General features: G+C 60.8%; 25 protein-coding genes and 1 tRNA gene. 19 read left to right on the top strand and 7 right to left on the bottom strand.

What is annotated here, in order from left to right:
• Nucleotides 1-111: 111 nt before the first annotated feature.
• The 14 genes from ACYPYQ_RS11970 to ACYPYQ_RS11905 all read left to right on the top strand — a co-directional run bounded on the left by ACYPYQ_RS11970 (nt 112) and on the right by ACYPYQ_RS11905 (nt 12442).
• Nucleotides 112-2022: a methyl-accepting chemotaxis protein gene (locus ACYPYQ_RS11970; RefSeq protein ID WP_459724073.1), complete on the top strand. Its 1911-nt coding sequence runs from the start codon at nt 112-114 to the stop codon at nt 2020-2022.
• A 3-nt stretch (nt 2023-2025) separates the two neighbouring features.
• Nucleotides 2026-2655 carry a hypothetical protein gene (locus ACYPYQ_RS11965; RefSeq protein WP_459724072.1) on the top strand — a complete coding sequence of 210 codons (630 nt, stop codon included), beginning with the start codon at nt 2026-2028 and terminating at the stop codon, nt 2653-2655.
• Nucleotides 2652-3395, top strand: coding sequence for an oxygen-binding di-iron domain-containing protein (locus ACYPYQ_RS11960; protein WP_459724071.1), 744 nt, complete (start codon nt 2652-2654; stop codon nt 3393-3395). Before ACYPYQ_RS11965 ends, ACYPYQ_RS11960 begins: the two co-directional genes overlap by 4 nt.
• Nucleotides 3396-3409: 14 nt before the next feature.
• Complete coding sequence (locus ACYPYQ_RS11955; RefSeq protein ID WP_459724070.1) at nt 3410-3733, top strand: hypothetical protein; 324 nt, start codon at nt 3410-3412, stop codon at nt 3731-3733.
• Nucleotides 3734-3756: 23 nt separating this feature from the next.
• Nucleotides 3757-4566, top strand: coding sequence for a CheR family methyltransferase (locus tag ACYPYQ_RS11950; RefSeq protein WP_459724100.1), 810 nt, complete (start codon nt 3757-3759; stop codon nt 4564-4566).
• Nucleotides 4550-5122, top strand: coding sequence for a chemotaxis protein CheD (locus ACYPYQ_RS11945; protein ID WP_459724069.1), 573 nt, complete (start codon nt 4550-4552; stop codon nt 5120-5122). Before ACYPYQ_RS11950 ends, ACYPYQ_RS11945 begins: the two co-directional genes overlap by 17 nt.
• Entirely contained in the window at nt 5119-6195 is a 1077-nt protein-coding gene (locus ACYPYQ_RS11940; RefSeq protein ID WP_459724068.1) for a protein-glutamate methylesterase/protein-glutamine glutaminase, read from the top strand. Before ACYPYQ_RS11945 ends, ACYPYQ_RS11940 begins: the two co-directional genes overlap by 4 nt.
• 114 nt (nt 6196-6309) lie before the next feature.
• Nucleotides 6310-6540, top strand: a complete 231-nt coding sequence (gene hfq / locus ACYPYQ_RS11935) for an RNA chaperone Hfq (RefSeq protein ID WP_459724067.1) — start codon at nt 6310-6312, stop codon at nt 6538-6540.
• Nucleotides 6540-7682, top strand: coding sequence for a GTPase HflX (gene hflX / locus ACYPYQ_RS11930; protein WP_459724066.1), 1143 nt, complete (start codon nt 6540-6542; stop codon nt 7680-7682). The genes hfq and hflX overlap by 1 nt, the downstream gene beginning before the upstream one ends.
• 19 nt (nt 7683-7701) lie before the next feature.
• Nucleotides 7702-8877 (top strand): FtsH protease activity modulator HflK, encoded by a 1176-nt coding sequence (gene hflK / locus ACYPYQ_RS11925; protein ID WP_459724065.1) that lies wholly within the window; start codon nt 7702-7704, stop codon nt 8875-8877.
• Nucleotides 8878-9756, top strand: coding sequence for a protease modulator HflC (gene hflC / locus ACYPYQ_RS11920; protein ID WP_459724064.1), 879 nt, complete (start codon nt 8878-8880; stop codon nt 9754-9756).
• 6 nt (nt 9757-9762) lie between these two features.
• Entirely contained in the window at nt 9763-9948 is a 186-nt protein-coding gene (locus ACYPYQ_RS11915; protein ID WP_459724063.1) for a DUF2065 domain-containing protein, read from the top strand.
• 2 nt (nt 9949-9950) lie between these two features.
• On the top strand, nt 9951-11108 hold the full coding sequence (locus ACYPYQ_RS11910; RefSeq protein ID WP_459724062.1) for an ATP phosphoribosyltransferase regulatory subunit: 1158 nt from the start codon (nt 9951-9953) through the stop codon (nt 11106-11108).
• A 20-nt stretch (nt 11109-11128) separates the two neighbouring features.
• The gene (locus ACYPYQ_RS11905; protein WP_459724061.1) at nt 11129-12442 is read left to right on the top strand and encodes an adenylosuccinate synthase; all 1314 of its coding nucleotides are present in this window, start codon (nt 11129-11131) and stop codon (nt 12440-12442) included.
• 118 nt (nt 12443-12560) lie between these two features.
• Here ACYPYQ_RS11905 and ACYPYQ_RS11900 read toward each other — a convergent pair.
• Nucleotides 12561-12645 (bottom strand) — tRNA-Leu (locus ACYPYQ_RS11900).
• A 46-nt stretch (nt 12646-12691) separates the two neighbouring features.
• Between ACYPYQ_RS11900 and rnr the strand changes: the two genes are divergently transcribed.
• The 3 genes from rnr to ACYPYQ_RS11885 are packed head-to-tail and all read left to right on the top strand — an operon-like array spanning nt 12692 to nt 15967.
• A complete protein-coding gene (gene rnr / locus ACYPYQ_RS11895; RefSeq protein ID WP_459724060.1) occupies nt 12692-15001 on the top strand; it encodes a ribonuclease R in 2310 nt (769 codons plus the stop codon).
• The gene (gene rlmB / locus ACYPYQ_RS11890) at nt 14994-15737 is read left to right on the top strand and encodes a 23S rRNA (guanosine(2251)-2'-O)-methyltransferase RlmB (RefSeq protein ID WP_459724059.1); all 744 of its coding nucleotides are present in this window, start codon (nt 14994-14996) and stop codon (nt 15735-15737) included. The genes rnr and rlmB overlap by 8 nt, the downstream gene beginning before the upstream one ends.
• Before the next feature lie 5 nt (nt 15738-15742).
• The gene (locus ACYPYQ_RS11885; protein WP_459724058.1) at nt 15743-15967 is read left to right on the top strand and encodes a hypothetical protein; all 225 of its coding nucleotides are present in this window, start codon (nt 15743-15745) and stop codon (nt 15965-15967) included.
• A gap of 1 nt (nt 15968) precedes the next feature.
• Here ACYPYQ_RS11885 and ACYPYQ_RS11880 read toward each other — a convergent pair whose 3' ends face one another.
• Complete coding sequence (locus ACYPYQ_RS11880; protein WP_459724057.1) at nt 15969-16736, bottom strand: ParA family protein; 768 nt, start codon at nt 16734-16736, stop codon at nt 15969-15971.
• Nucleotides 16737-16742: 6 nt separating this feature from the next.
• Nucleotides 16743-17240 carry a Crp/Fnr family transcriptional regulator gene (locus tag ACYPYQ_RS11875; RefSeq protein ID WP_459724056.1) on the bottom strand — a complete coding sequence of 166 codons (498 nt, stop codon included), beginning with the start codon at nt 17238-17240 and terminating at the stop codon, nt 16743-16745.
• A 91-nt stretch (nt 17241-17331) separates the two neighbouring features.
• On the opposite strand from ACYPYQ_RS11875, the gene ACYPYQ_RS11870 reads away from it, so the two are divergent.
• Both ACYPYQ_RS11870 and ACYPYQ_RS11865 read left to right on the top strand, forming a co-directional pair.
• Nucleotides 17332-18183, top strand: coding sequence for a DUF3025 domain-containing protein (locus ACYPYQ_RS11870; protein ID WP_459724055.1), 852 nt, complete (start codon nt 17332-17334; stop codon nt 18181-18183).
• Complete coding sequence (locus tag ACYPYQ_RS11865) at nt 18180-18929, top strand: MipA/OmpV family protein (protein WP_459724054.1); 750 nt, start codon at nt 18180-18182, stop codon at nt 18927-18929. The genes ACYPYQ_RS11870 and ACYPYQ_RS11865 overlap by 4 nt, the downstream gene beginning before the upstream one ends.
• On the opposite strand, the gene hpnE is transcribed toward ACYPYQ_RS11865, so the two are convergent.
• From hpnE to prmB, 4 genes are read right to left on the bottom strand one after another with little or no spacing between them, the layout of a single operon-like run.
• A complete protein-coding gene (gene hpnE / locus ACYPYQ_RS11860) occupies nt 18923-20218 on the bottom strand; it encodes a hydroxysqualene dehydroxylase HpnE (protein WP_459724053.1) in 1296 nt (431 codons plus the stop codon). The genes ACYPYQ_RS11865 and hpnE overlap by 7 nt on opposite strands.
• Nucleotides 20203-21036, bottom strand: a complete 834-nt coding sequence (gene hpnD / locus ACYPYQ_RS11855; RefSeq protein WP_459724052.1) for a presqualene diphosphate synthase HpnD — start codon at nt 21034-21036, stop codon at nt 20203-20205. Before hpnD ends, hpnE begins: the two co-directional genes overlap by 16 nt.
• Nucleotides 21037-21042: 6 nt before the next feature.
• Complete coding sequence (gene hpnC / locus ACYPYQ_RS11850; RefSeq protein ID WP_459724051.1) at nt 21043-21852, bottom strand: squalene synthase HpnC; 810 nt, start codon at nt 21850-21852, stop codon at nt 21043-21045.
• The gene (prmB, locus tag ACYPYQ_RS11845) at nt 21852-22757 is read right to left on the bottom strand and encodes a 50S ribosomal protein L3 N(5)-glutamine methyltransferase (RefSeq protein WP_459724050.1); all 906 of its coding nucleotides are present in this window, start codon (nt 22755-22757) and stop codon (nt 21852-21854) included. Before prmB ends, hpnC begins: the two co-directional genes overlap by 1 nt.
• Nucleotides 22758-22792 lie beyond the last annotated feature (35 nt).

Genomic DNA, 22792 nt, shown 5'->3' with positions numbered 1-22792 from the left:
CGGAAACGGTTGATCCCGGCCTGGTGTTTCCCCTGAAGAGATGCCAGCCCAGGATCGGATCATGTGAGTCCGGCCGGTTCGTTTCACCAAACACTATAACGGGAGAGAAGCATGGATGCTTTGTTGGCACCGGGCATGGCCCTGATGGGACGCCTGAGTTACGCGCGCAAATTCGGACTGATCAGCCTGATCTTCATGCTGCCGATCGCGTTGCTCACCTATTTCTTCATCAACGAGGTCAACACAGGCATCAGTTTCGCAGAAAAGGAGCGGCACGGCGTCGCTTATCTGGTGCCGCTGAAGGAGGTGCTGTCCGACATGCAGCAGCACCGTGGCATGGCGGCCGCCCTGCTGAACGGCGATAGTTCGTTCGCCGGCAAGCTGGAGGCGAAGCAGAAGCACCTGCAGGAACAGGCGGCGCGTCTGGATGCAGTGGATGTGCGGCATGGCGAGGAACTGGGCGTCTCCGCGCAATGGCAGTCCATCAAGGCCGAGTGGGACGGGTTGCGCGGCAGAATCGGCGGCCTCACCCCCAAGCAGAGTTTCGAAGAGCATACTGCAATCATCGCCAGAGTGACCGCGCTGATGGTGGCGGTGGCGGACGGTTCCAACCTCACGCTGGATCCGGACTTGGACAGCTTTTACCTGATGGATGCCCTCGTCACCCGTCTGCCGACGATGAGCGAGACGCTGGGCCAGGCACGCGCGGTGGGTTCCGGCGCGGCGGCTAAAGGCGGCGAGCCGGCGGTGGAGGTGCGCATCCGTCTGTCGGTGATGGCGAATGGCGTTTCAGAATTGCTGTCGGCGGTCGAGCATTCGATTCACACCGCAGGCGGGGCTAGCCCGGAACTTGGCAGTCGTCTTGCGTCCGATCTGGAACAGGTGAGCACGGTGACCAAGTCTTTCCTGCAGACCATGGAGCAGCAACTGATCAAGGTTGATCGCGTCAGCATCGAGCCCAAAACCTATTTCGCCGAGTCGACCGCAGTGATCGACCAGGCCTTCAAGCTGTATGACAGACTGGCACCGGAGCTGGACGGGCTGCTGCAGGCACGCATCGACGGTTATGTATGGCGGCGCACGCTGGTGTTGGGTTTCCTCGGGGTGGTGCTGCTGCTGGCGTTCTACCTGTATGCCGGCTTCTACGGCTCGGTCACGCGCACCGTGTCCAGCCTGAACGGTGCCACCCGCGCCATGGCGGAAGGCTATCTGGACCAGCGCGCCGATGCCTCCGGTCGGGATGAGCTGTCCGAGGCGGCGCGCAACTTCAATTCGATGACCGACAAGCTGGCACAGCTGATCGGCGAGGTACGCGGCTCGGCGGACGCGTTGTCCAGTGCCTCGGAAGAAGTGAGTGCGACGGCGCAGAGCATGTCGCAGGCTTCGAGCGAGCAGGCCGCTTCGGTGGAAGAGACCTCCGCCTCGGTGGAGCAGATGAGTGCCTCCATCAACCAGAACGCGGACAATGCCAAGGTCACCAACGGAATGGCCGAGTCGGCCTCGCGCCAGGCCAATCAGGGCGGTCAGGCGGTGCAGGAGACGGTGAACGCGATGAAGACCATCGCCGGCAAGATCGGCATCATCGACGATATCGCCTACCAGACCAACCTGCTGGCACTGAACGCGGCCATCGAAGCGGCGCGCGCCGGCGAGCAGGGCAAGGGCTTCGCGGTGGTGGCGGCCGAAGTGCGCAAGCTGGCCGAGCGTTCGCAGGTGGCGGCACAGGAGATCGGTGAACTCGCCTCCGGCAGCGTGAGCAAGGCGGAGCAGGCGGGCAAACTGTTGCAGGAGATGGTGCCCAGCATCAACAAGACTTCGGATCTGGTGCAGGAGATCGCCGCCGCCAGCAACGAGCAGAGCGCGGGCGCGGCGCAGATCAATACCGCGATGAGCCAGCTCAACCAGATCACGCAGCAGAACGCCTCCTCTTCGGAAGAGCTGGCGGCGACCGCTGAGGAGATGAGCGGCCAGGCGGAGAACCTGCAACAGCTGGTGGCTTTCTTCAAGCTCGGGAATGCGTGACCCATGGATACAACGATAGACAGCGTCTGCTGCCTCCCGGTTGGTTCACCCGACAGGATAGAACTGGATGCGGTAGTCGGTATCAATGAAGATATCAAGGAAGTCATGCGCATCGCCAACGGACTCAATCTGGCAGCGATCAACGCGATGCTGATCGCCAAGAAGATCGGTGATGCCAGCAGCGGATTCAGTGTGGTTTCCGCCGAACTGCGCACTTTCAGCAGGCGCCTGAGCGAGGTGATGTCCCGACTGATGGAGCTTGTGTCGGCGCTGGTGCGCGAGGTGGCGGGCATGATACGACTCGACAAGGCATTGTCGCTGCAGCAGGCGACACGCGCAGCCGCGACGCACTATCCGCATTGGGAGGCGATGTGGCGGCGCAAGTCCGGGGAACTCGCCCGAAGCGGGGCGGCCGTCCTCGATTGTCGCGCCAATCTGACTTCCGCGCTGGCACGCGCGGACAAGCTCTGTGTCATGGGGCAATCCCTTTCCTATTCGGCCAAGATCGAGTCGGTCTACGGCGGCGCTCAGGCGGGGGCATTGAAACATGTGTCGGAGGGGGTCGAGGCTTCCGTGCGCGAGATCCTGTCCACCCTGCAGAAACTGGCCGGTCAACTGGAAACGAAAAGATGAAAAAGACCACGACGATCTATGAACAGGGCAGCCATCGCTGGCTGGCGGTGGCGCGCGATCCGGCCAAAAAGGATTTCCTGATCGATACCAATGAATATCTGGTGTTGAACGGCGAGCACGCGTTGCTCACCGACCCGGGCGGGATGGAAATCTTCCCGGCGGTGTTCTCTGCCATCAGTACCGAATTCGATCCGCGCAAGATCCAGTGGCTGTTCGCCTCTCACCAGGATCCGGACATCATCTCTTCTCTGTCGCTGTGGCTGGACTTCAATCCGGAGATACGCTGCTACCTGAGCTGGCTGTGGGGTTCCTTCGTGCCGCATTTCGGCGGCAACGATGAGACCTTCATCAGCATCCCGGACGAGGGGATGGAAATCCTGCTCGGCAATCTTCGACTGCAGGCCGTGCCGGCGCACTATCTGCATTCGTCCGGAAATTTCCAGTTGTACGACTGCAAGGCCAACATCCTGTTCAGTGGGGATGTGGGCGCAGCCCTGTTGCCTCCGGAGATGGACGGACTGTTCGTGCGGGACTTCGATCGCCATATCAAACATGCAGAGGGATTCCACCGGCGCTGGATGGGTTCTGCCGAAGCCAAGCTGGACTGGTGCGAGCGCGCCAGCCGGATGCGGATCGACCTGCTGTGTCCGCAACACGGTGCGATCTATCAGGGCAAGGATGTGCAGCGTTTCATCGACTGGTTCGCAGAGCTGCCGGTGGGCAGCGGTGTCGGTAGCTAGTGACGGGCGGTGGTATGGAGATACGGGCTTACTGGCGCGCCGTCATCAGGCTGGGCAACGGCGGGGCCGTGCTGCAGGCGCGGACACAGCATGTGGGCAGGCACAAGGCGGTGCTCAGTGTCGGGCGCAATCTGCCGGCAGGTGGCCAGTGCGAACTGGCGTTGATGCCGCCCAGGGCGGAGCCGGAGGGTGAATCCCTGCAGGTGCGCGGGCGCGCCGAGATCGTGACCAGTGTGCTGGCTTCCGAACAATTCAAGATCACCGTGCGCTGGCTGGACATGGATGAGAACAGCAAGCGGTTGCTGGAAGAGAAGCTCCAGGCTGCGAGCGGAAAGTGAGAACAGGCGACATGCATCCCCCAGTGTTGAGCGACAAAGAATTCCGCCAGTTCCAGGAAATGATCTACGACATCGCGGGCATCAGCCTGTCGGATGCCAAGAAGCCGCTGGTGAGCGGGCGGCTGGCCAAGCGTGTGAGGGAACACGGCGTCACCAGCTACGGGGAGTATTTCAGCATCCTGATGCTCAAGGATCAGCGCGCCGAACTGCAGGTCGCCATCGACCTGCTGACCACCAACGAGACCTATTTCTTCCGCGAACCCAAGCATTTCGACCTTTTGCGCCAGCAGGCACCGTTGCTGCAGCGTGCCGGCAAGCCGTTCCGCGTGTGGAGCGCGGCAAGTTCTTCCGGAGAGGAAGCGTACACCATCGCCATGGTGCTGGCCGACGTGCTGGGCGACAGTGCGTGGGAGGTGGTCGGCTCCGATATCAGCACGCGCGTGCTGGAGACGGCGCGCAAGGGGCATTACCCGATGAAGCGCATCGAGGGGATACCGAAGCACTATCTGAGCAAGTTCTGCCTGAAAGGGGTGGGGCCGCAGGACGGCACCTTTTTGATCGACCGCAGCTTGCGCAGCCGCGTGTCTTTCCAGCAGGCCAACCTGAACGAGAGCCTGCCGAAGCTGGGCGAGTTCGATGTGATCTTCCTGCGCAACGTGATGATCTATTTCGACATGGAGACCAAGCGCCAGGTGGTGGCGCGCATGCTGCCGCTGTTGCGACCGGGCGGATATTTCATCGTCAGCCATTCCGAGAGCCTGAACGGCATATCGGATGCGCTCAAGGTCGTCACCCCTTCCGTCTATCGCAAACCCGATGCACGCGAAACCTGAGCATGTCATCGAGATCTTCCTGCAGCCGGGTGATTTCTACTTCGGCGACAAGGACACGCGCATCCGTACCGTACTCGGTTCCTGTGTCTCCATCATCGCCTGGCATCCGCAGAAATTGATCGGCGGCATGTGCCATTACATGCTGCCCACGCGCGGCAAGAAATACGACGGCGAGCCGGATGGGAAGTATGCCGACGAGGCGATGGAGCTGTTCATGCGGGAGTTGCAGGCAACCGGGACCAAGCCCTCCGAGTATCAGGTGAAACTGTTCGGTGCCGGCAATATGTTCCCGCATGCCGGTCATCACGGCTGCACGCGCTGCACGCCGGAAGTCGCCTATTCCAAGCCTGACGGGGCATGCCCCAGAGTGCATTGCCGCAACCGTCAGGTCGCCTATCACTTGGTCCAGCAACACGGTTTCGCGATCCATGCCGAGCATCTGGGCGGACAAGGTCACCGCCAGTTGCTGTTCGATGTCTGGAGCGGCTACGCCTGGATGAAGCATGTACCGGCCTCGGCACCGCTGTTCCCGATCAAGGAGATAACAAGAAGATGAGCAAGATACGCGTGTTGATCGTGGATGATTCCGCTGTGGTGCGGCAGGTGCTGACCGCCAAGCTGTCGGCCGATCCGGCAATCGAGGTCATCGGTGCGGCATCGGATCCGGTGTTCGCGCTGGACAGGATGAACAAGGACTGGCCGGATGTGCTGGTGCTGGACGTCGAGATGCCGCGCATGGACGGCATCACCTTTCTGAAGAAGATCATGGCCGAGCATCCGACGCCGGTGGTGATCTGCTCCACGCTGACCGAGAAAGGGGCAGAGACCACGATGCAGGCGCTGTCGGCCGGGGCGGTGAGCATCGTGACCAAGCCCAAGGTCGGGCTCAAGCATTTTCTTGAAGACAGCTCGGACAATCTGGTGGCCACCGTCAAGGCTGCGGCGCGCGCCAATCTGCGCCAGCCCAGCGTGAACAGTTGCCCGTTGCCGGTCGCCCCCAAGCTGACAGCGGATGTCGTCTTGTCCGCCGGCGCGGGCCATGCGATGGCGCAGACCACCGAGGCGGTGGTGGCCATCGGTACCTCCACCGGCGGAACGCAGGCGCTGGAAGCCGTGCTCACCAAGCTGCCGCGCGTGAGTCCCGGCATCGTCATCGTGCAGCACATGCCGGAGAAGTTCACCGAGGCGTTCGCCAACCGTTTGAACAGCATCTGCCAGATCGAGGTGCGCGAGGCGAAGAGCGGCGACCGCGTGGTGCCGGGACTGGCGCTGATCGCGCCCGGCGGCAAGCACATGCTGCTCAAGCGCAGCGGCGCGCAATACCACGTGGACGTGGTGGACGGGCCGCTGGTGAACCGCCACCGGCCTTCGGTCGACGTGCTGTTCCGCTCCGCCGCCAAATGCGCCGGTGCCAATGCGCTGGGCGTCATCATGACCGGCATGGGCGACGACGGCGCGCGCGGCCTGAAAGAGATGCGCGAGGCGGGTGCCAGGACCATCGCGCAGGACGAGGCCACCTGCGTGGTGTATGGCATGCCCAAGGAGGCGGTCAAGCTGGATGCGGCGGACCGCATCATGCCTTTGGGGGAGATCCCCCATGCCATAATGGCCGTGGCATCGGGCAGATAGCTTGCCGCGAGGCGGCCGTTCAATGCCTTTTGTTTCGATGCAGATTTTTCCTTTCGCAAGCCGCCGTTTTCCAGTACAGTGGCGGCGTTTTAACCACACTACGAGCCGACTATCATGAGTGCTAAAGGGCAACAATTACAAGACCCGTTTCTGAACGCTTTGCGCAAGGAACATGTGCAGGTCGCCATCTATCTGGTCAACGGCATCAAGCTGCAGGGGCAGATCGATTCGTTCGACCAGTACGTGGTGCTGCTGAAGAACACTGTCACCCAGATGGTCTACAAGCACGCCATCTCGACCATCGTCCCGGCTCGCGCCATCTCCATCCCCTACGACGAGCAGTGATGTCCGAATCAACGACTGCACCCAATACGGCGGTATTGGTCAGTCTTGATTTTGGCGCGCCGGACTACGCAGAGAGTCTGGAAGAACTCCGTTTGCTCGCGGAAAGTGCGGGCGTGACGGTGCTCGCCCTCATCGAAGGCAAGCGGCAGCGTCCCGATCCGGCCACTTTCGCCGGCAGCGGCAAGGTGGACGAGATCGCCGCCCGTGTCGAGGAGCTGGAAGCGCCGCTGGTGATCTTCAATCACGACCTGTCCCCCGCGCAGATGCGCAACCTGTCGGCCAAGCTGCAGGCGCGGGTGATCGACCGCACCATGCTGATCCTGGATATCTTCGCCCTGCGCGCGCAAAGCCACGAGGGCAAGGTGCAGGTGGAGCTGGCGCAGCTCAAGTACCTGTCCACCCGTCTGGCCGGCATGAACATGGACATGGGACAGCAGAAGCATGCCGTCGGCGCGCGCGGTCCCGGCGAGACGCAGCTTGAGCTGGACCGGCGCAAGCTGGACAAGCGCGTGTACCTGCTCAACGACCGCCTGAAACAGCTCAAGCGCCACCGGCAATTACAGCGCCGTGCGCGCAATCGGTCCGATGTGATGTCGGTGTCCATCGTGGGCTATACCAATGCCGGCAAATCCACTCTGTTCAACCGTATGACCAATGCCGGTACCTACGTCGCCAACCAGTTGTTCGCGACGCTGGACACCACCTCGCGCAAGCTGTTCCTGCAGGGTGACAGCCCTCGCCAAGTCGTGCTTTCGGATACGGTCGGGTTCATCCGGCATCTGCCGCACGGGCTGGTGGCGGCTTTCCGCAGCACGCTGGAGGAGACCGCGCAGGCCGATCTGCTGCTGCATGTGGTCGATGTGAACAGCCCGGAACGCAACGACCAGGTGGCCGAGGTGAACAAGGTCCTGAAGGAGGTCGGGGCGCAGGATATCCCGCAGATCGTGATCTATAACAAGATCGATCTGCAGGGCTTGGCACCGGACGTCAGGCACGACGAGTATGGTAATATCGCGGCGATCCATTTGAGTGCAAAGACTGGTGCAGGCGTGGAGGCGCTACGCGATGCCCTGGCCGAAGTACGTGATACGCCGCCCCGGCAAGCGGTTGCCGAAGAATGGCATCCGTTGAACGATCATTGATTTGAAAGTGTGAGGAATCATGGGATTGAATGACCCGCAGTGGGGAAAGAACAACAGTGGCGGTCCGCCGGACCTGGAAGAGGTGGTGCGCAACCTGAACCGCAAGATCGAATCCATCTTCGGTGGTCGCGGTAACACCGCCCCCAAATCCGGCGGTGGTGGCAATGCCGGTGGCGGTATGGGCATAGGCCTGATCGCGCTGATCGTGGTCTTGATCTGGCTCGCCAGTGGTTTCTACATCGTGGACGAAGGTCAGCGCGGTGTGGTGCTGCGCTTCGGCAAACAGGTCGAGACGACCGAGGCCGGTCCGCGCTGGCACCTGCCTTACCCGGTCGAGACGGTCGAGATCGTCCATCTGAGCCAGGTGCGCACGATCGAGGTGGGCTATCGCGACAACGTGAAGAACAAGGTGCTGCGAGAGTCGCTGATGCTGACCGACGACGAGAACATCATCGACATCCAGTTCGCAGTGCAGTACTTCCTGAAAGATCCGGGTGCCTATCTGTTCAACAACCGCAATCCGGACGAGAACGTGCGCCAGTCGGCGGAGACCGCGATCCGCGAGGTGGTCGGTCGCAGCCGGATGGATTTCGTGCTGTATGAAGGCCGAGAAGAGGTCGCGGGGGAGACCACGCGCCTGATGCAGTCCATCCTGGACCGATACAATTCCGGCATCGTCATCAGCAAGCTGACCATGCAGAACGCACAGCCGCCGGAGCAGGTGCAGGCCGCGTTCGACGATGCGGTGAAGGCGGGTCAGGACCGCGAACGCCAGAAGAACGAAGGCCAGGCATATGCCAACGACGTTGTGCCGAAGGCGAAAGGTGCGGCAGCGCGACTGATGGAAGAGGCGGCAGGTTACAAGCAGAGCGTGATCGCCAATGCCGAGGGCGATGCCAGCCGTTTCAAACAGATCCTGGCGGAATACGAGAAGGCTCCCAAGGTCACACGCGAGCGCATGTACATCGACATGATGCAGCAGATCATGACCAGCAGCAGCAAGGTGATGATCGACCAGAAGAACGGCAACGGCAGCCTGCTCTATCTGCCGCTGGATAAATTGATGCAGCAAACGGGCGCGATTCCCGCCCCGCAAGCAACCGGCAAAACCGCCGAGCAGGAGGCCCCGGTCTCGGAGTACATGCCGCAACGCGCGCGTGAATTGTTGATCGGCCGCGAACGGGAGGCACGCTAAATGAGTATGAAGATCAGAAATATGTTGGTGGGGACGATCATCGCCCTGATCCTGCTGAGCATGAGCACCTTCGTGGTGGATCAGCGTCAGGCTGCCATCGTGTTCCAGTTGGGCGAAGTGATGCGGCTGGAGACGACGCCGGGGCTCAAGTTCAAGGTGCCGTTGCTGCAGAACGTGCGCTATTTCGACTCGCGCATCCTGACACTGGATTCTGCGGAACCGGAACGTTTCATCACGGCCGAGAAAAAGAACGTGCTGGTCGATTCCTACGTCAAATGGCGCATCTTCGATATCAAGCAGTACTACATCAGTGTGAGCGGCGATGAGGCGATTGCGCAGACCCGGTTGATGCAGACGGTCAATTCGGCCCTGCGTGAGGAGTTCGGCAAACTGACCATCCATGACGTGGTGTCCGGCAAGCGCGATGAATTGATGCGCGTGGTGCAGGAGAAGACCGACGGCGATGCGCGCAAGATCGGTGTGGAAGTACTGGATGTGCGCCTGAAGCGCGTCGACTTCCCGGTCGAGATCAGTGGCTCCGTGTTCAGCCGTATGGAGGCGGAGCGCAAGCGCGTCGCCAACGAGCTGCGCGCGACCGGTAACGCCGAGAGCGAAAAGATCCGCGCCGATGCCGACAAGCAACGCCAGGTGATCCTGGCCAATGCCTACCGCGACGCGCAGAAGATCAAGGGTGAGGGCGATGCGAAAGCCACCGCCCTGTACGCTGCCGCCTTCGGCCGCAATTCTGAATTCTTCTCCTTCTATCGCAGCCTGGAAGCCTACAAGCAGACTTTCAAGGACAAGAACGATGTGATGGTGATCGATCCGAGTTCCGCTTTCTTCAAGTATCTGAAGAATTCCGGCAAGTCTGCACAGTAGTGCGAGATGCTCGATTTCTGGCTGGCGGCGCTGGGCTTGATGTTGGTGCTGGAGGGCTTGATGCCTTTCATCTTTCCCAAGCCCTGGCGCCAGACGCTGCGGAACCTGTCGCAGTGGCATGACGGGCAGGTGAGGTTCCTCGGATTGACGCTCATGCTGAGCGGTTTGCTGCTGATCTACTGGATAAACTGAAAATGAAATGGTTGTTGCCTGAATTCATTCAGGACATGTTGCCCGACGAGGCATGGCGCATCGAAGCGATGCGCCGTGACGTACTTGAACTGATGCGCCGCTCGGGCTATCAGTTGGTCTCCCCCCCGCTGATCGAATATGCCGATTCCCTGTTGATCAACGACAGCGCCGACATGGATCTGCGCACCTTCAAACTGGTCGACCAGTTGAGCGGCCGCACGCTGGCGTTGCGTGCCGATATCACCCCCCAGGTCGCCCGTATCGATGCCCATCTGCTCAACCGTCAGGGAGTCGCCCGGCTTTGTTATGCCGGTAACGTGGTACATACCCAGCCATCCGGGCTGATGAGGACGCGCGAACCCTTGCAGGTCGGTGCAGAATTGTATGGGCATGGCGGAATCGAAAGCGATCTGGAGATCCAGTCCCTGATGCTGCGCAGTCTGGCTTTGCTGGGCATCGGACAGGTGCATCTCGATCTGGGGCATGTCGGCGTGTTCCATGCGCTGCTCGAAGGGACGGGGGCCGCTGCCGAACTGGAGCACGCGCTGTTCGTCGCGCTGCAGCAGAAGGATGTGCCGACCTTGGCTGCACTGGCGCAGTCTTTGCCGGTGGAGACACGCGCCGCAGTGCTGGCGCTTCCCCATCTTTATGGCAGCGTCGAAGTGATCGCGCGCGCGCGCGCCCAGTTGCCCAGGCTGCCTGCGGTGACCGCAGCGCTGGATGATCTGCAGCGTGCGGCCGACAACCTGAACGGCAAAGTGGACAGCATCGGTATCGATCTGGCCGAGCTGCGCGGATATCACTATCACAGCGGCATGGTGTTCGCGGCGTACCATGCGGGCAGCCACGATGCGATCGCGGTCGGCGGCCGTTACGACGAACTGGGCAAGGTCTTCGGCCGTGCCCGGGCCGCCACCGGTTTCAGCATGGACCTGCGACAACTGCACGGCTTGCTGTCGAAGCAGCCGCTGACCAGGGCCATCCACGCGCCGTATCGTCAGGACCCGGCGCTGGATGCAGCGATCGAAGCCCTGCGCGGGCAGGGGGAGATCGTCGTGGTCGACCTGCTGGGGGATGCCGCACTGCATGCAGAATTGAATTGCGACCGCGAGTTGATCCAGCAGGATGGCAAATGGGTCGTCGTCGAGATGAAAAACTGAAATCCGGAACAGGAAGAGATATGTCAAAGAACGTGGTAGTGATCGGTACCCAGTGGGGCGATGAAGGCAAGGGCAAGGTGGTCGACTGGCTGACCGACCATGCCCAGGGCGTGGTGCGTTTTCAGGGTGGTCACAACGCCGGCCACACGCTGGTCATCGGCAAAGAGAAGACCGTGCTGCACCTGATCCCGTCCGGTATCCTGCGCGACGACGTCATGTGCTACATCGGCAACGGCGTGGTGCTGTCACCCTCCGCTTTGCTGAAAGAGATGGACATGCTGGCCGCTGCAGGCGTGAAGGTCTACGAGCGCCTGCGCATCTCCGAGGCTTGTCCGCTGATCCTGCCGTACCATGAGGCCCTGGACAAGGCACGCGAGATTGCCAAAGGAGCCGGCAAGATCGGTACCACAGGACGCGGTATCGGCCCGGCATACGAAGACAAGGTCGCGCGTCGTGCCATCCGTCTGCAGGACCTGTTCCACCGCAAGCGTTTCGCCGCCAAACTGGGCGAAGTGCTGGATTATCACAACTTCGTGCTGAAGAACTACTTCAAGGCGGAGACGGTCGATTTCAACAAGACCATGGACGAAGCGCTGGCATTGGCCGAACGTATCCAGCCGCTGGTGCTGGATGTGCCGCGTGCGCTGTACGAAGCCAATAAGGCTGGCCAGAACCTGCTGTTCGAGGGCGCGCAGGGTACCCTGCTCGATATCGATCACGGTACCTACCCGTTCGTGACATCCAGCAACTGCATATCCGGTGCGGCCTGTGCCGGTAGCGGAATCGGCCCGCAGAGCCTGCATTACGTGCTGGGCATCACCAAGGCCTACACCACGCGCGTCGGTTCAGGTCCGTTCCCGACCGAGCTGTACGATGCCGAGACCAAGCAGGACCCGATCGGCAAGATGCTGGCCGAGAAGGGGCATGAGTTCGGTTCCACCACTGGTCGTGCCCGCCGCTGCGGCTGGTTCGACGCGGCCGCGCTCAAGCGTTCCATCCAGATCAACGGTGTGTCCGGCCTGTGTGTGACGAAGCTGGACGTGATGGACGGCATGGAAAAGGTGCGCATCGGCGTGGGCTACAAGATCGATGGCCAGTTCAGCGACATCCTGCCGGTCGGCTCCGAATCGCTGGACGGCTGCGAGGCCGTGTACGAGGACATGCCGGGCTGGAGCGGCAGCACGGTAGGGGTGAAACGTTACGAGGAACTGCCGGTGGAAGCACGCAACTACCTGCAACGCATCGCCGAGATCTGCGAAGTGCCGGTCGACATGGTTTCCACCGGTCCCGATCGTGACGAGACCATCGTTCTGCGTCACCCATTCGAGGTCTGAGCGGGTGCAGTCGGTGGAAAGAATGGACACGCATCGCGGGAGCGGTGCGTGTTTTTGTTTGAATAGTGTTCCGCAAAAACAAAAACGGCTCGCTTTCGCGAACCGTCTTGTTCAATATTGGTGCCCAGAAGAGGACTCGAACCTCCACACCTTGCGGCACACGGACCTGAACCGTGCGCGTCTACCAATTCCGCCATCTGGGCAATGCAACAACGGCGCGCACTTTAATTGCTATAGGACTCTCTGTCAATGACGAAAAAGAAAAAAAACATCCGCGAGCTCGATCCTTACCTGGAACGCGAACGCGAACAATACGAACATCCGCTGCCCAGCCGTGAATACATCCTGCAGATACTGGCGGAGAAGGGGGTCCCGCTGGAACAGGACGAACTGATCGCGTTGCTGCAGATCGAGCATGACGAGGAAGAACTGTTCATCCGCCGTCTGCGCGCCATGGAGCGCGACGGGCAGATCATGCGCAACCGCAAACGCGCCATCTGTGTGATGGAAAAGCTGGACCTGATCAAGGGCAAGGTGCAGGGCCATCCGGACGGATTCGGTTTCCTGATCCCGGAAGACGGCAGCGATGACCTGGTGTTGAGCGCCAAGGAGATGCACAACGCCTTGCACGGTGACACCGTGATGGCGCGTGTCGCGGGAGAGGACAGACGCGGTCGTCGCGAAGCCAAGATCGTCGAAGTGCTGGAACATGCCAACACCCGCGTGGTCGGCCGGCTGTATGAGGAGCACGGCATCCAGTTCGTGGTCGCCGAGAACCGCCGCATCAGCCAGGACTTCCTGGTGGCGGCGGGCGGTGCGGGCGGGGCCAAGGCCGGGCAGGTGGTCATGTTGGAGATCCTGCAACAGCCCTCCAAGCATGCGCAGCCTATCGGCCGCATCGTCGAAGTGCTGGGCAACTATGCGGATCCCGGCATGGAGATCGAGATCGCGCTGCGCAAGCACGATCTGCCCAACGAGTTCCCGCACGACGCGAAACATCAGGCCGAGCGTTTCGCACCCGAAGTGCAGCCGGCGGACTATGCCGGTCGCGAAAGTGTGAAGCACCTGCCGCTGGTCACTATCGATGGAGAGACGGCGCGCGACTTCGACGATGCGGTGTATTGCGAGCCTAGCGGCAGCGGCTTCCGGCTGGTGGTCGCCATCGCCGACGTGAGCTCGTATGTGAGATCGGGTGACGCGCTGGATACTGAAGCGATCAATCGCGGCAACTCGGTGTATTTCCCGCGCCGTGTTATTCCCATGTTGCCGGAGGAACTGTCCAACGGTCTGTGTTCGCTGAATCCCAACGTGGATCGCTTGTGCATGGTGTGCGATATGCAGATCAGCGCGGAGGGCGAGATCGGCAAATACCGTTTCTATCCCTCGGTTATGTTTTCGCATGCGCGCCTGACCTATACCCAGGTGGCCGATATGCTGGCCGATCCAAAGGGCGAAAACGCACAGAAATATGCCGAGGTGTTGCCGCACATCAACAATCTGTACCGTCTGTTCCAGACACTGCTGCACGCGCGCGAGAAGAGGGGAGCTATCGATTTCGAGACGGTCGAGACGCAGATGATCTTCAACGACCAAGGCAAGATCGAAAAGATCGTGCCGGTGATCCGCAACGATGCGCACAAGCTGATCGAGGAATGCATGCTGGCGGCCAACGTGTGTGCGGCGGATTTCCTCAAGGAGCACAAACATCCTGTGCTGTACCGCGTGCATGAAGGCCCGACACCGGAGAAACTGGAAACGGTGCGCGAGTTCTTCAAGGAATTTGGCCTGCAACTGGGCGGCGGCGATGATCCCCAGGCTTCCGACTATTCGGCCCTGCTGAAGCAGATCAAGGGCCGTCCCGATGCCGGCTTGCTGCAGACGGTGATGCTGCGTTCGCTGCGCCAAGCCGTGTATGCACCGGACAACAACGGCCACTTCGGCCTCGGCTACGAGGCCTATGCGCATTTCACCTCGCCCATCCGCCGCTATCCCGACCTGCTGGTGCACCGCGCCATCAAGGCCGTGCTCGAAGGCAAACAGTACAAGCCGAAACTCAAATGGGCCGAGTTGGGGGTGCACTGTTCCATGACCGAGCGCCGTGCCGACGACGCGACGCGCGACGTGGAAGCGTGGCTCAAGTGTTTCTATATGCGGGACCACCTGGGCAGCGTATTTGTCGGAACCATATCCTCGGTCACCGGCTTTGGCCTGTTCGTGTCGCTGGACGATCTGTATGTCGAGGGTCTGGTGCACGTGTCCGAACTCGGCGCGGACTATTACCACTTCGACGCCACCAAACATCAGATGCTGGGGGAGCGCACCGGCAAACGTTACCGCCTCGGCGACCGGGTCAAGGTGAAGGTGGTGCGCGTGGATATGGAAAGCACCAAGATCGACTTCGTGCTGGAAGGGGAGCCGCAAACCAGCGGAACAAATGAATCCGGTGTGGATGTGGGTGCCTGGGGTGGTGCCAAGAAGAAACCGGTGAAGGCTGCGCCGTCCGAGAAGCATGCGAAGCCAGCCGGCAAGAGCGGCAAGGGAGCGAAGCGTCATGGCTGAGTCACGCATCATCCACGGCTTCCACGCCGTCACCGCGCGCATACGCCAGAACGCCGACAGCGTATTCGAGATATACATCGACTCGCAGCGCAAGGACCCGCGCGCGAGGGATCTGCTCAAGCTGGCGGAGATCAACGGCGTACGGGTGATCCAGGCGGATGCCAAGCGGCTCGACGGTATGGCGGGCAATGCGCGCCATCAGGGCGTCGCCGCCCGCGTCGATGCGGCGCAGAAGGTGCAACATCTGGACGATGTACTGGAAACGCTGACCGAGCCGGCGCTACTGCTGGTACTGGACGGTGTGCAGGACCCGCATAACCTGGGCGCGTGCCTGCGAAGTGCCGATGCCTTCGGCGTGCACGCTGTGATCGCCCCCAAAGACCGGGCAGTGGGTATCAATGCCACAGTGGAGAAGGTCGCCTGCGGCGCGGCGCATACCGTGCCCTTCATCACCGTGACCAATCTGGCCCGCACCCTGCGCGAACTGCAGGAACGAGACATCTGGGTGGTCGGCATGGACGGGGACGCCGAAGCCACACTGGGCGAGGTCAAGCACAAGGGTGCGATTGCGCTGGTTCTGGGCGCGGAAGGCGAGGGCATGCGCCGCCTGACGCGCGAGACCTGCGATCAACTGGCGCGCATCCCGATGCTGGGCAGTGTGGAGAGTTTGAACGTCTCGGTCAGCACCGGCATCTGCCTGTACGAAGCCAGAGCGATGAGGACAGCGGGGAACTGATCACCATGAGCGACACCATGCAGAAATACGATTTCTCGATACGCACCCGCGACGGGCAGCATATCGTCAGCGTGGTGATATCAGGCCGTGACCAGCAGGATGCCGAGCGCAAGCTGAATCAGATGTACCGCTATTGCGAAGTACTGACCTGCGAGATCCGCAAACAGGAAGACCACCGGCCGCAGCAGGCGATCTCGGTGGAAGACATCATCACGCTGATCTCGAAATGACCTATTCGATGAAGCCGTCGGCCAGCAGCTCGTCGAGCAGCGCATCGTAATCCTGCGCCCCGCGGCTGGTCGGGGCGTGTTCGAAGATGGTCTTGTTCAGGGCAGGGCTCTCGGCCAGGCTCACGTTCTCGGCGATACAGGTCTTGCACACATCCGTGCCGAACAACGCTTGCGCCTGTTCCAGCACGTCCCACGCCATGCGTCGTCGGCGGTCGAAGCGCGTGAGCAGGTAGCGACGGGCGACTCGCCTTTTAAGAACAGGTTCGAGCGCATTGAGCGTCTTCTCGATCTGTCTGGCACCCTGCAGTGAAAGATGGTCGGCCGAGATCGGCACCACCAGTCCGTTGCTGGCGAAGATGGCATTCAGCGACATGACGCCGATCAGGGGGCTGCAATCCATGATCAGGGGATTCTCAGCCGAGCCGAAGCGTTCCGCCTTGATCGCCGAATTAAGACGGTTCACCACGTTGAATCCTTTGCCGTAGAGCACGTCGACCTTGGCCAGTTCGTTGTGTGAAGGGATCAGCGTGATCCCGCTGTCCGAGGTGCGAAGCAGATCGCGCAGCGGGCGGTTGAGCTGGAACAGGGACAGCAGCGTCTCGTGCCCGTTGCGCGCGACAGTCCCGGTGATGGAGCTGAATTGGGCTTGCGGGTCGAGGTCGAAGGCGTGCGGCTGGCGGCCACGCTTGTGCAGTGCGGCCGCAAGGTTCAGTGCAGTGGTGGTCTTACCGACGCCGCCCTTCTGGTTGAATACGGCAATGATGCTCATGGATGATTAGCGCAACAGCTCCTCGATCTTGCGATTGGCCTGCTGCAGCTTGCGGAACAGCGCATTGAGCAGCGCCTTGTCCATATAGCTGCGGCTCTCTTGCGTCAATCTCCCGATATCGGCTTTCTTGATCTCGGCGGCGATCACCTCGCCCTCGGCGATCACGGTGGCCGAGCGCGAAGCAGCCTCGCCGGCGAAGAAGGTGCTTTCGCCTATGCATTCGCCGCTATGGATGACTGCCACCTCGTTGTCGCGCACATGCACGCTGGCGCGGCCGAACAGGATGACGAAGAACGAGCTGATCTCTTCGCCTTCCAGAGTAAGTTTGTCGCCTTGTACGAAGGTGTGGATGGTCGCCAGTTCAGCGATGGGGCGCAATTGCTCGCTGGGGATAGGATCGAAGAAAGAGCACTTTCGTATCTCGTTGAAACTGTCCGAAGCGACATCGTCGAGACGCTGGGTGAAGCTGGCCAGGCTGGCCTGTATCGCATCAATCTCATCCATTGGAACCCCCGCTGGTATTTACGTTTGCGCGCAACTTATCACATGCCGCACGCCCTGTCTTGAGTCCCGTGCTTGCGTTAGACTTCACGGCATGAGAATCGACCATCCCTGGCAACAGGAAAAATTGCTGGAATCGCTCGCTTTACTGCCCTTGAGCGCACAGATTTCCCGTCTGCCGTCTGATCGCTTTCCCGGTCTGCAGGATTTGAACGAGCTGCTTGCGCACGAAACGGATGAGGTGCGTGTCAGGAATGGCAAGGCACTGCGTTTCGTTCCTCAGGATCACGGCAAACTGCCGTTCGAAGCCCAATATGAGCCGCGCTGTTATCTTCATGGTGAGGTGCAGTCGCGCGAGAATAATTGGCATGATCTCTTCAATGCCCTGGTCTGGCTGGCGTTCCCGTCCGCCAAGCGGGCGATCAACGTCCGTCACTATGCCGCACTCACGTCGGTGCGGCAGGGGACAGGGCGTAGCGAGCGCGGTGCTATACGCGATATGAATACCTTGTTCGACGAATCCGGCGTGGTCGTGCCCTATGCGGATGAAGGCATGGCCGATCTGTTGCGCGGTTTTTCCTGGAAACAACTGTTCTGGCTGAGACGATCCGAGATCGGCCTCAGCATGGATTTCTATCTGTTCGGCCACGGCCTGTATGAAAAGGTGCTGAATCCCTACATCGGCCTCACCGGGCAGGGGTTGTTGCTGAAAGTGGATCGTGCCTTCTTCGATCTGCCACTGCCGCAGCGCCTGCAAAGGCTGGATGAATCGATCGCCCGCTATCTGGACGATCCGGCGCATTGCATGACGACACATGAGCTGACCCCCGTGCCGCTGCTCGGCATACCGGGTTGGGCGGCAGAGAACGAGCATGAGGAATATTATGAGGACACGCGCTACTTCCGTCCCGGCAGGCGCATTCATTCAGAGAGGAGCGCAACGTGAAGCAAGCTGTCTGGATCTTCCTGCTATGGCTGATATGGGGTGCTATGCGTGTGTCTGCATCGGAAATGTTCGATAGTCGCCTGCAGGGGGATGTCGGACTGGCGAGCTATTCCACGCGCGCCATCGTCGAGGGCTCACAGGCTGAGCTGTCTGTCCTGCCGTATCTGGATTTCACCTATGAGCGTTTCTTTGCGCGCGTGGATACCTTTGGTTACAAGGCGAAAAAGATCGGTTATGGGTGTCTGGAAGTTATCGCAAGGTTCAATCAGGATGGATTCAGAACGGATACTCCTGCGTTGAACGGACTATCCACGCGCCAGTCTTCCTTGCCGGTCGGACTGGGGACGTTGCAAGTGACGCCACTGGGCGGTGTGTTCTTCAATGTGTTCCACGATATCAACAAGTCCCGAGGCGATTGGGCCGAATTGATCTACGGAGCAAAGTTCAAGGCCTCAGGCGTGGTGTTCTATCCAATGCTCGGGTTCGACTATCAATCGGCCGCTTACACGGGCTATTACTATGGTGTGTCGGCACAGGAAGCGATCGGCAGTCCTTTCGCCAGTTATGCACCAGCCTCGGCCGTCAATGCCTTCATCGCGCTGATCATGGATGTCGGTCTGAGCCGGAACTGGCATCTGAATGCCTATGTTCGGCATAAGCGGCTGGACGATTCGATCTACCGGAGTCCAATCGTCACGCAGCGCTATCTGGATACCGCCTATCTGGCTTTGAGTTATCGCTACTGACGGAGGAGTGATCGTGTGCAGTTGATGCCACTCATCACCGCGCCTTCGAGGGTCGCCGGATATGCGCCAGCCGTGTAGTCGCCGGCCAGCAACACGCGGGGCAGGGCGGTCTGTTGGGCAGGGCGTTGCAGGTTGGGCGCACAGCAGAAGGTCGCGCGTTTCTCGGCAATGACCTTGCGCCAGAGCGGTACGTCAACGATGCCGAATTCCTCGCGCAACTCCACGACTACTTTCTCCGCCAGTGCTTCCTGATCCAGTTGCTGATGGATACCTTCCGCGCTGATCACGGCTGCCAGCAGCCCGTGCTGTCCGGCGATGCTGCCCTTGTCGAACAGCCACTGGCTGAAGCGCTGGTGCAGGCCGATCATGGGATGTGGCAGCCGCACTTGCGCGGGATATTGCAGATACACGGTATAGATAGGCTGTTGCTCCAGCGCGGCGATCTGTCGCACCGTATCCGCCAGCTCAGGCAAGGGGCGCAACAGTCTTTCGGCGACTGCAGGGGAGGCTGCGCAGATCACATGGCTGAAACGATGCGTGCCTTGTGCGGTCTGTAATGCGATTCCGTCGCCATCGGGAACGATGGCTTCCACAGCGCAAGATAGATTCACTTTGCCGCCATGCCGTTCGACATAGGCTGCAGCACGCTGCGGAAACAGCGATGTGAAATCCACGCGTGGCAACAGCATGTCGCTATCGGCACGCTTGCGGTTCAGTGCATCGCGCAACACGTTCAGCAGTACCTGTGCGGAGGCCTTGTGGATAGGCGTGTTCAGTGCGGCGATGGTCAACGGTTCCCAGAATTTGAGCGTCAGCGCGTCATCTTGCCCGTGCAGCCTGAGCAATTCAGCTACCGTCATGTCCTGCGGCAAGCGGAAGTCCATGCCGCGCAAGGCGAGCATGAAGCGGGCAGCCTTGATCCTTTCGTGCCAGCTCAGTCCTTTGGCATTGAGCAATGCGAGCAGCAGATGCAGCGGAGCAGGCAAGCGGGGCGCGCGCAACTCGAGGTGGTGATGCAGGTCGAGCTGCAAAGGCAGGCGCAGGAAATCGCGTTCGATATCGCCGCCGACCCGTTCGATCAGCCGCAGCGTCTCGCGGTAACAGCCGAGTAACAGATGCTGGCCGTTGTCGAGTTGCGTGTCGTGGTAAACGACACCACGCGCGCGCCCGCCCAGCTGCTTGGCGCTCTCGAATACGGTGACGGGAATATCGGCGGCGGCGAGCTCGGCGGCAGCCGCCATACCGGCATAGCCGCCGCCGATGATGCCGACCTTCAATTCTGCAGCCATGCCTTGATGGCGAGCCACAGCTTGTAGGCGGGCCCCAGCGAGACGCGTTCTTTCAATACATGGCAGCCGCTACGCTCGACCTCGTCCAGCACGGCGCGATAGATGGCGGCCATGATCAGTCCGGCACGCTGCGACTTGCGGTCGGCTGCCGGAAGGTGGCTGAACGCCTGCTGGTAATAACGGCGTGCCCGTTCGATCTGGAACGCCATCAGCTTATGGAAGGCAGCGCTCTCTCTCGCGTTGAGGATGTCGGCTGCGGTCACGCCGAACTGTTGCATCTCGTCCATCGGCAGGTAGATGCGATTGCGGCGCGCATCTTCGCCCACGTCGCGGATGATGTTGGTGAGCTGGAAGGCGATGCCGAGGTCGTGTGCGTATTTCAGGGTCTCACGGTCGGTGTAACCGAAGATCTCGGCCGACAGCAGACCGACCACAGAGGCGACGCGGTAGCAATACAGTTGCAGCGACTTGAAATCGGCATAGCGTGGCTGGTCGAGGTCCATCTCCATGCCGTCGATGATCTCCAGCAGGTGTTCTTGCGGCAACTGGTAGCGCGAGACGACCGGCACCAGCGCCTGACACACCGGATGGGTCGGCTTGCCGCCATAGATCGCCGCCACTTCATTGCGCCACCAGTTGAGCGTGGTGCGCGCGACATTGGCATCCGAACATTCGTCCACCACGTCGTCGACTTCGCGGCAATAGGCGTACAGCACCGTCATGGCCTCGCGCCGCTCCTTGCTCAGGATGCGGAAGCTGCTGGTGAAGCTGGAGCCGCTCTGTTTGACCTTGTCCAGGCAGTATTCGTAGGGATTCATTGTGCTTCAGAAGGGGGCGGATCTGGCCAGCATGATAACCCAGTCGTAAGGCTTCAAAACCGGGCGCTTGTTGAACATGTCGTAGTCTGCGGATTCGAGTTTGTCGAGGATGCGCAGCCCGCCCTGGATGATCATGCGCATCTCCAGACCGATGCGTCCGCTGAGGATGCTGCCCAGCGGTTTTCCAGACAGCATCAGCGTGCGCGCGCGATCCACTTCGAACTTCATCAAGGCGCGCCAGTTGTCATCAAAGCGGCCCTCGGCGATCTGTGCCTCGCTCACGCCGAAGCGGGCAAGGTCTTCCTGCGGCAGGTAGACGCGGCCTATCGCCCAATCCTTGGCGACGTCCTGCCAGAAGTTGATCAGTTGCAGCGCGGTGCAGATGGCATCGGAATACGCGATGTTCACCGGCGTGGCTTCTTCATACAGATGCAACAGCAGATTGCCCACCGGATTGGCCGAGCGGCGGCAGTAGTCCAGCAGTTCGTCGTAATCGTCGTAACGTTTCTTCACTACATCCTGCGAGAAGGCGTCGAGCAGATCATGCAAGGGCTGCATGGGCAAGGCATGCGCCTGTATCTCACCGGCGAGATGCTGGAACAACGGCAGGAACGGTTTCTCACCGTTGGCGATATGCGTCAGCTCATCACGGAACTCGTCCAACTGTCGCAGGCGCTCATCATCACTCAGCTCACCTTCGTCGGCGATGTCGTCCGCCGCGCGGGCGAAGTGATAGATGGCCGCCACCGGCTTGCGCAAGCGGCGGGGCATGAGAATGGAGGCGACGGGAAAATTCTCGTAGTGGTCTACGGACATCAAGGAAGATCGTTCTTGTGCAAAAGGAATACGAATTCACCACCCGCCGTGACATCCAGCCAGGTGAAGGGGATATCCGGATAGGCAGCTTCCAGCACATCTCGGTTGTGTCCGATCTCGACCACGAGGATGCCGTTCTCGGTCAGGTGCTCGCCAGCCTGCTGCAGGATGATGCGTGTGGCATCCAGTCCGTCCGTGCCGCTACCGAGCGCCAGTTCCGGCTCGTGCTTGTATTCCTGCGGCAGTGCGGCGACGGATGGCGCGTCGACATAGGGCGGGTTGCTGATGATGAGATCGTACTTGCGGCCTTCCAGCTTGGCGAACAGGTCGGATTCGATCAGTTCGATGCGCTCGTCCAGGCCGTAGTCGGTGACGTTGTATTGCGCCACATCCAGTGCATCCGCCGACAGATCGACCGCATCGATGATGGCATGCGGGAAGGCTTCCGCCGCCAGGATGGCCAGACAGCCGCTGCCGGTGCACAGGTCCAGCACGCTGTTCACCTGCTCGGCATCCTCGATCCAGGGGAACAGGCGTTCTCGCAGCAGCTCGGCAATGAAGGAACGCGGCACGATGACGCGTTCATCGACAAAGAAGGCGTGATCCCCCAGCCAGGCTTGCTGGGTAAGATAGGCGGCCGGTACGCGCTGGGTCACGCGTTTCTCGATGATGTTGAGCACTTCATAGATCTCGGACTGCGTCAGCCGCGCATCCAGGAACGGTTCCAGCTGGTCGAGCGGCAGGTGCAGCGTGTGCAGGATCAGGTAGGCGGCCTCGTCCTGCGCGTTCTCGCTGCCGTGGCCGAAGAACAGTTTGGCCTCGTTGAAGCGGCTGATGGCGAAACGGAAGCAGTCGCGCACCGTCCTGAGCGAGGTGCTGGCCTCGGAAAAATGATTGATGTCCATCTAGTCTCCTCCTCCGCCATCTCCTCCGCCACCGC

Source organism: Sideroxyarcus sp. TK5 (assembly GCF_054601595.1).
The sequence above is the reverse complement of the archived record's forward strand: the minus strand, read 5'-3'. Positions and strand labels throughout refer to the sequence as shown.

Coding starts and splice junctions, on each gene's coding strand:
- ACYPYQ_RS11970 (WP_459724073.1), top strand. CDS start 112: ATGGATGCTTTGTTGGCACCGGGCATGGCCCTGATGGGACGCCTGAGT.
- hflX (WP_459724066.1), top strand. CDS start 6,540: ATGTCCGAATCAACGACTGCACCCAATACGGCGGTATTGGTCAGTCTT.
- prmB (WP_459724050.1), bottom strand. CDS start 22,757: ATGGACATCAATCATTTTTCCGAGGCCAGCACCTCGCTCAGGACGGTG.
- ACYPYQ_RS11955 (WP_459724070.1), top strand. CDS start 3,410: ATGGAGATACGGGCTTACTGGCGCGCCGTCATCAGGCTGGGCAACGGC.
- hflC (WP_459724064.1), top strand. CDS start 8,878: ATGAGTATGAAGATCAGAAATATGTTGGTGGGGACGATCATCGCCCTG.
- hfq (WP_459724067.1), top strand. CDS start 6,310: ATGAGTGCTAAAGGGCAACAATTACAAGACCCGTTTCTGAACGCTTTG.
- ACYPYQ_RS11875 (WP_459724056.1), bottom strand. CDS start 17,240: ATGGATGAGATTGATGCGATACAGGCCAGCCTGGCCAGCTTCACCCAG.
- ACYPYQ_RS11905 (WP_459724061.1), top strand. CDS start 11,129: ATGTCAAAGAACGTGGTAGTGATCGGTACCCAGTGGGGCGATGAAGGC.
- ACYPYQ_RS11945 (WP_459724069.1), top strand. CDS start 4,550: ATGCACGCGAAACCTGAGCATGTCATCGAGATCTTCCTGCAGCCGGGT.
- ACYPYQ_RS11965 (WP_459724072.1), top strand. CDS start 2,026: ATGGATACAACGATAGACAGCGTCTGCTGCCTCCCGGTTGGTTCACCC.
- ACYPYQ_RS11885 (WP_459724058.1), top strand. CDS start 15,743: ATGAGCGACACCATGCAGAAATACGATTTCTCGATACGCACCCGCGAC.
- hpnE (WP_459724053.1), bottom strand. CDS start 20,218: ATGGCTGCAGAATTGAAGGTCGGCATCATCGGCGGCGGCTATGCCGGT.
- hpnD (WP_459724052.1), bottom strand. CDS start 21,036: ATGAATCCCTACGAATACTGCCTGGACAAGGTCAAACAGAGCGGCTCC.
- rnr (WP_459724060.1), top strand. CDS start 12,692: ATGACGAAAAAGAAAAAAAACATCCGCGAGCTCGATCCTTACCTGGAA.
- ACYPYQ_RS11870 (WP_459724055.1), top strand. CDS start 17,332: ATGAGAATCGACCATCCCTGGCAACAGGAAAAATTGCTGGAATCGCTC.
- ACYPYQ_RS11960 (WP_459724071.1), top strand. CDS start 2,652: ATGAAAAAGACCACGACGATCTATGAACAGGGCAGCCATCGCTGGCTG.
- ACYPYQ_RS11910 (WP_459724062.1), top strand. CDS start 9,951: ATGAAATGGTTGTTGCCTGAATTCATTCAGGACATGTTGCCCGACGAG.
- ACYPYQ_RS11940 (WP_459724068.1), top strand. CDS start 5,119: ATGAGCAAGATACGCGTGTTGATCGTGGATGATTCCGCTGTGGTGCGG.
- ACYPYQ_RS11880 (WP_459724057.1), bottom strand. CDS start 16,736: ATGAGCATCATTGCCGTATTCAACCAGAAGGGCGGCGTCGGTAAGACC.
- rlmB (WP_459724059.1), top strand. CDS start 14,994: ATGGCTGAGTCACGCATCATCCACGGCTTCCACGCCGTCACCGCGCGC.
- hflK (WP_459724065.1), top strand. CDS start 7,702: ATGGGATTGAATGACCCGCAGTGGGGAAAGAACAACAGTGGCGGTCCG.
- ACYPYQ_RS11915 (WP_459724063.1), top strand. CDS start 9,763: ATGCTCGATTTCTGGCTGGCGGCGCTGGGCTTGATGTTGGTGCTGGAG.
- hpnC (WP_459724051.1), bottom strand. CDS start 21,852: ATGTCCGTAGACCACTACGAGAATTTTCCCGTCGCCTCCATTCTCATG.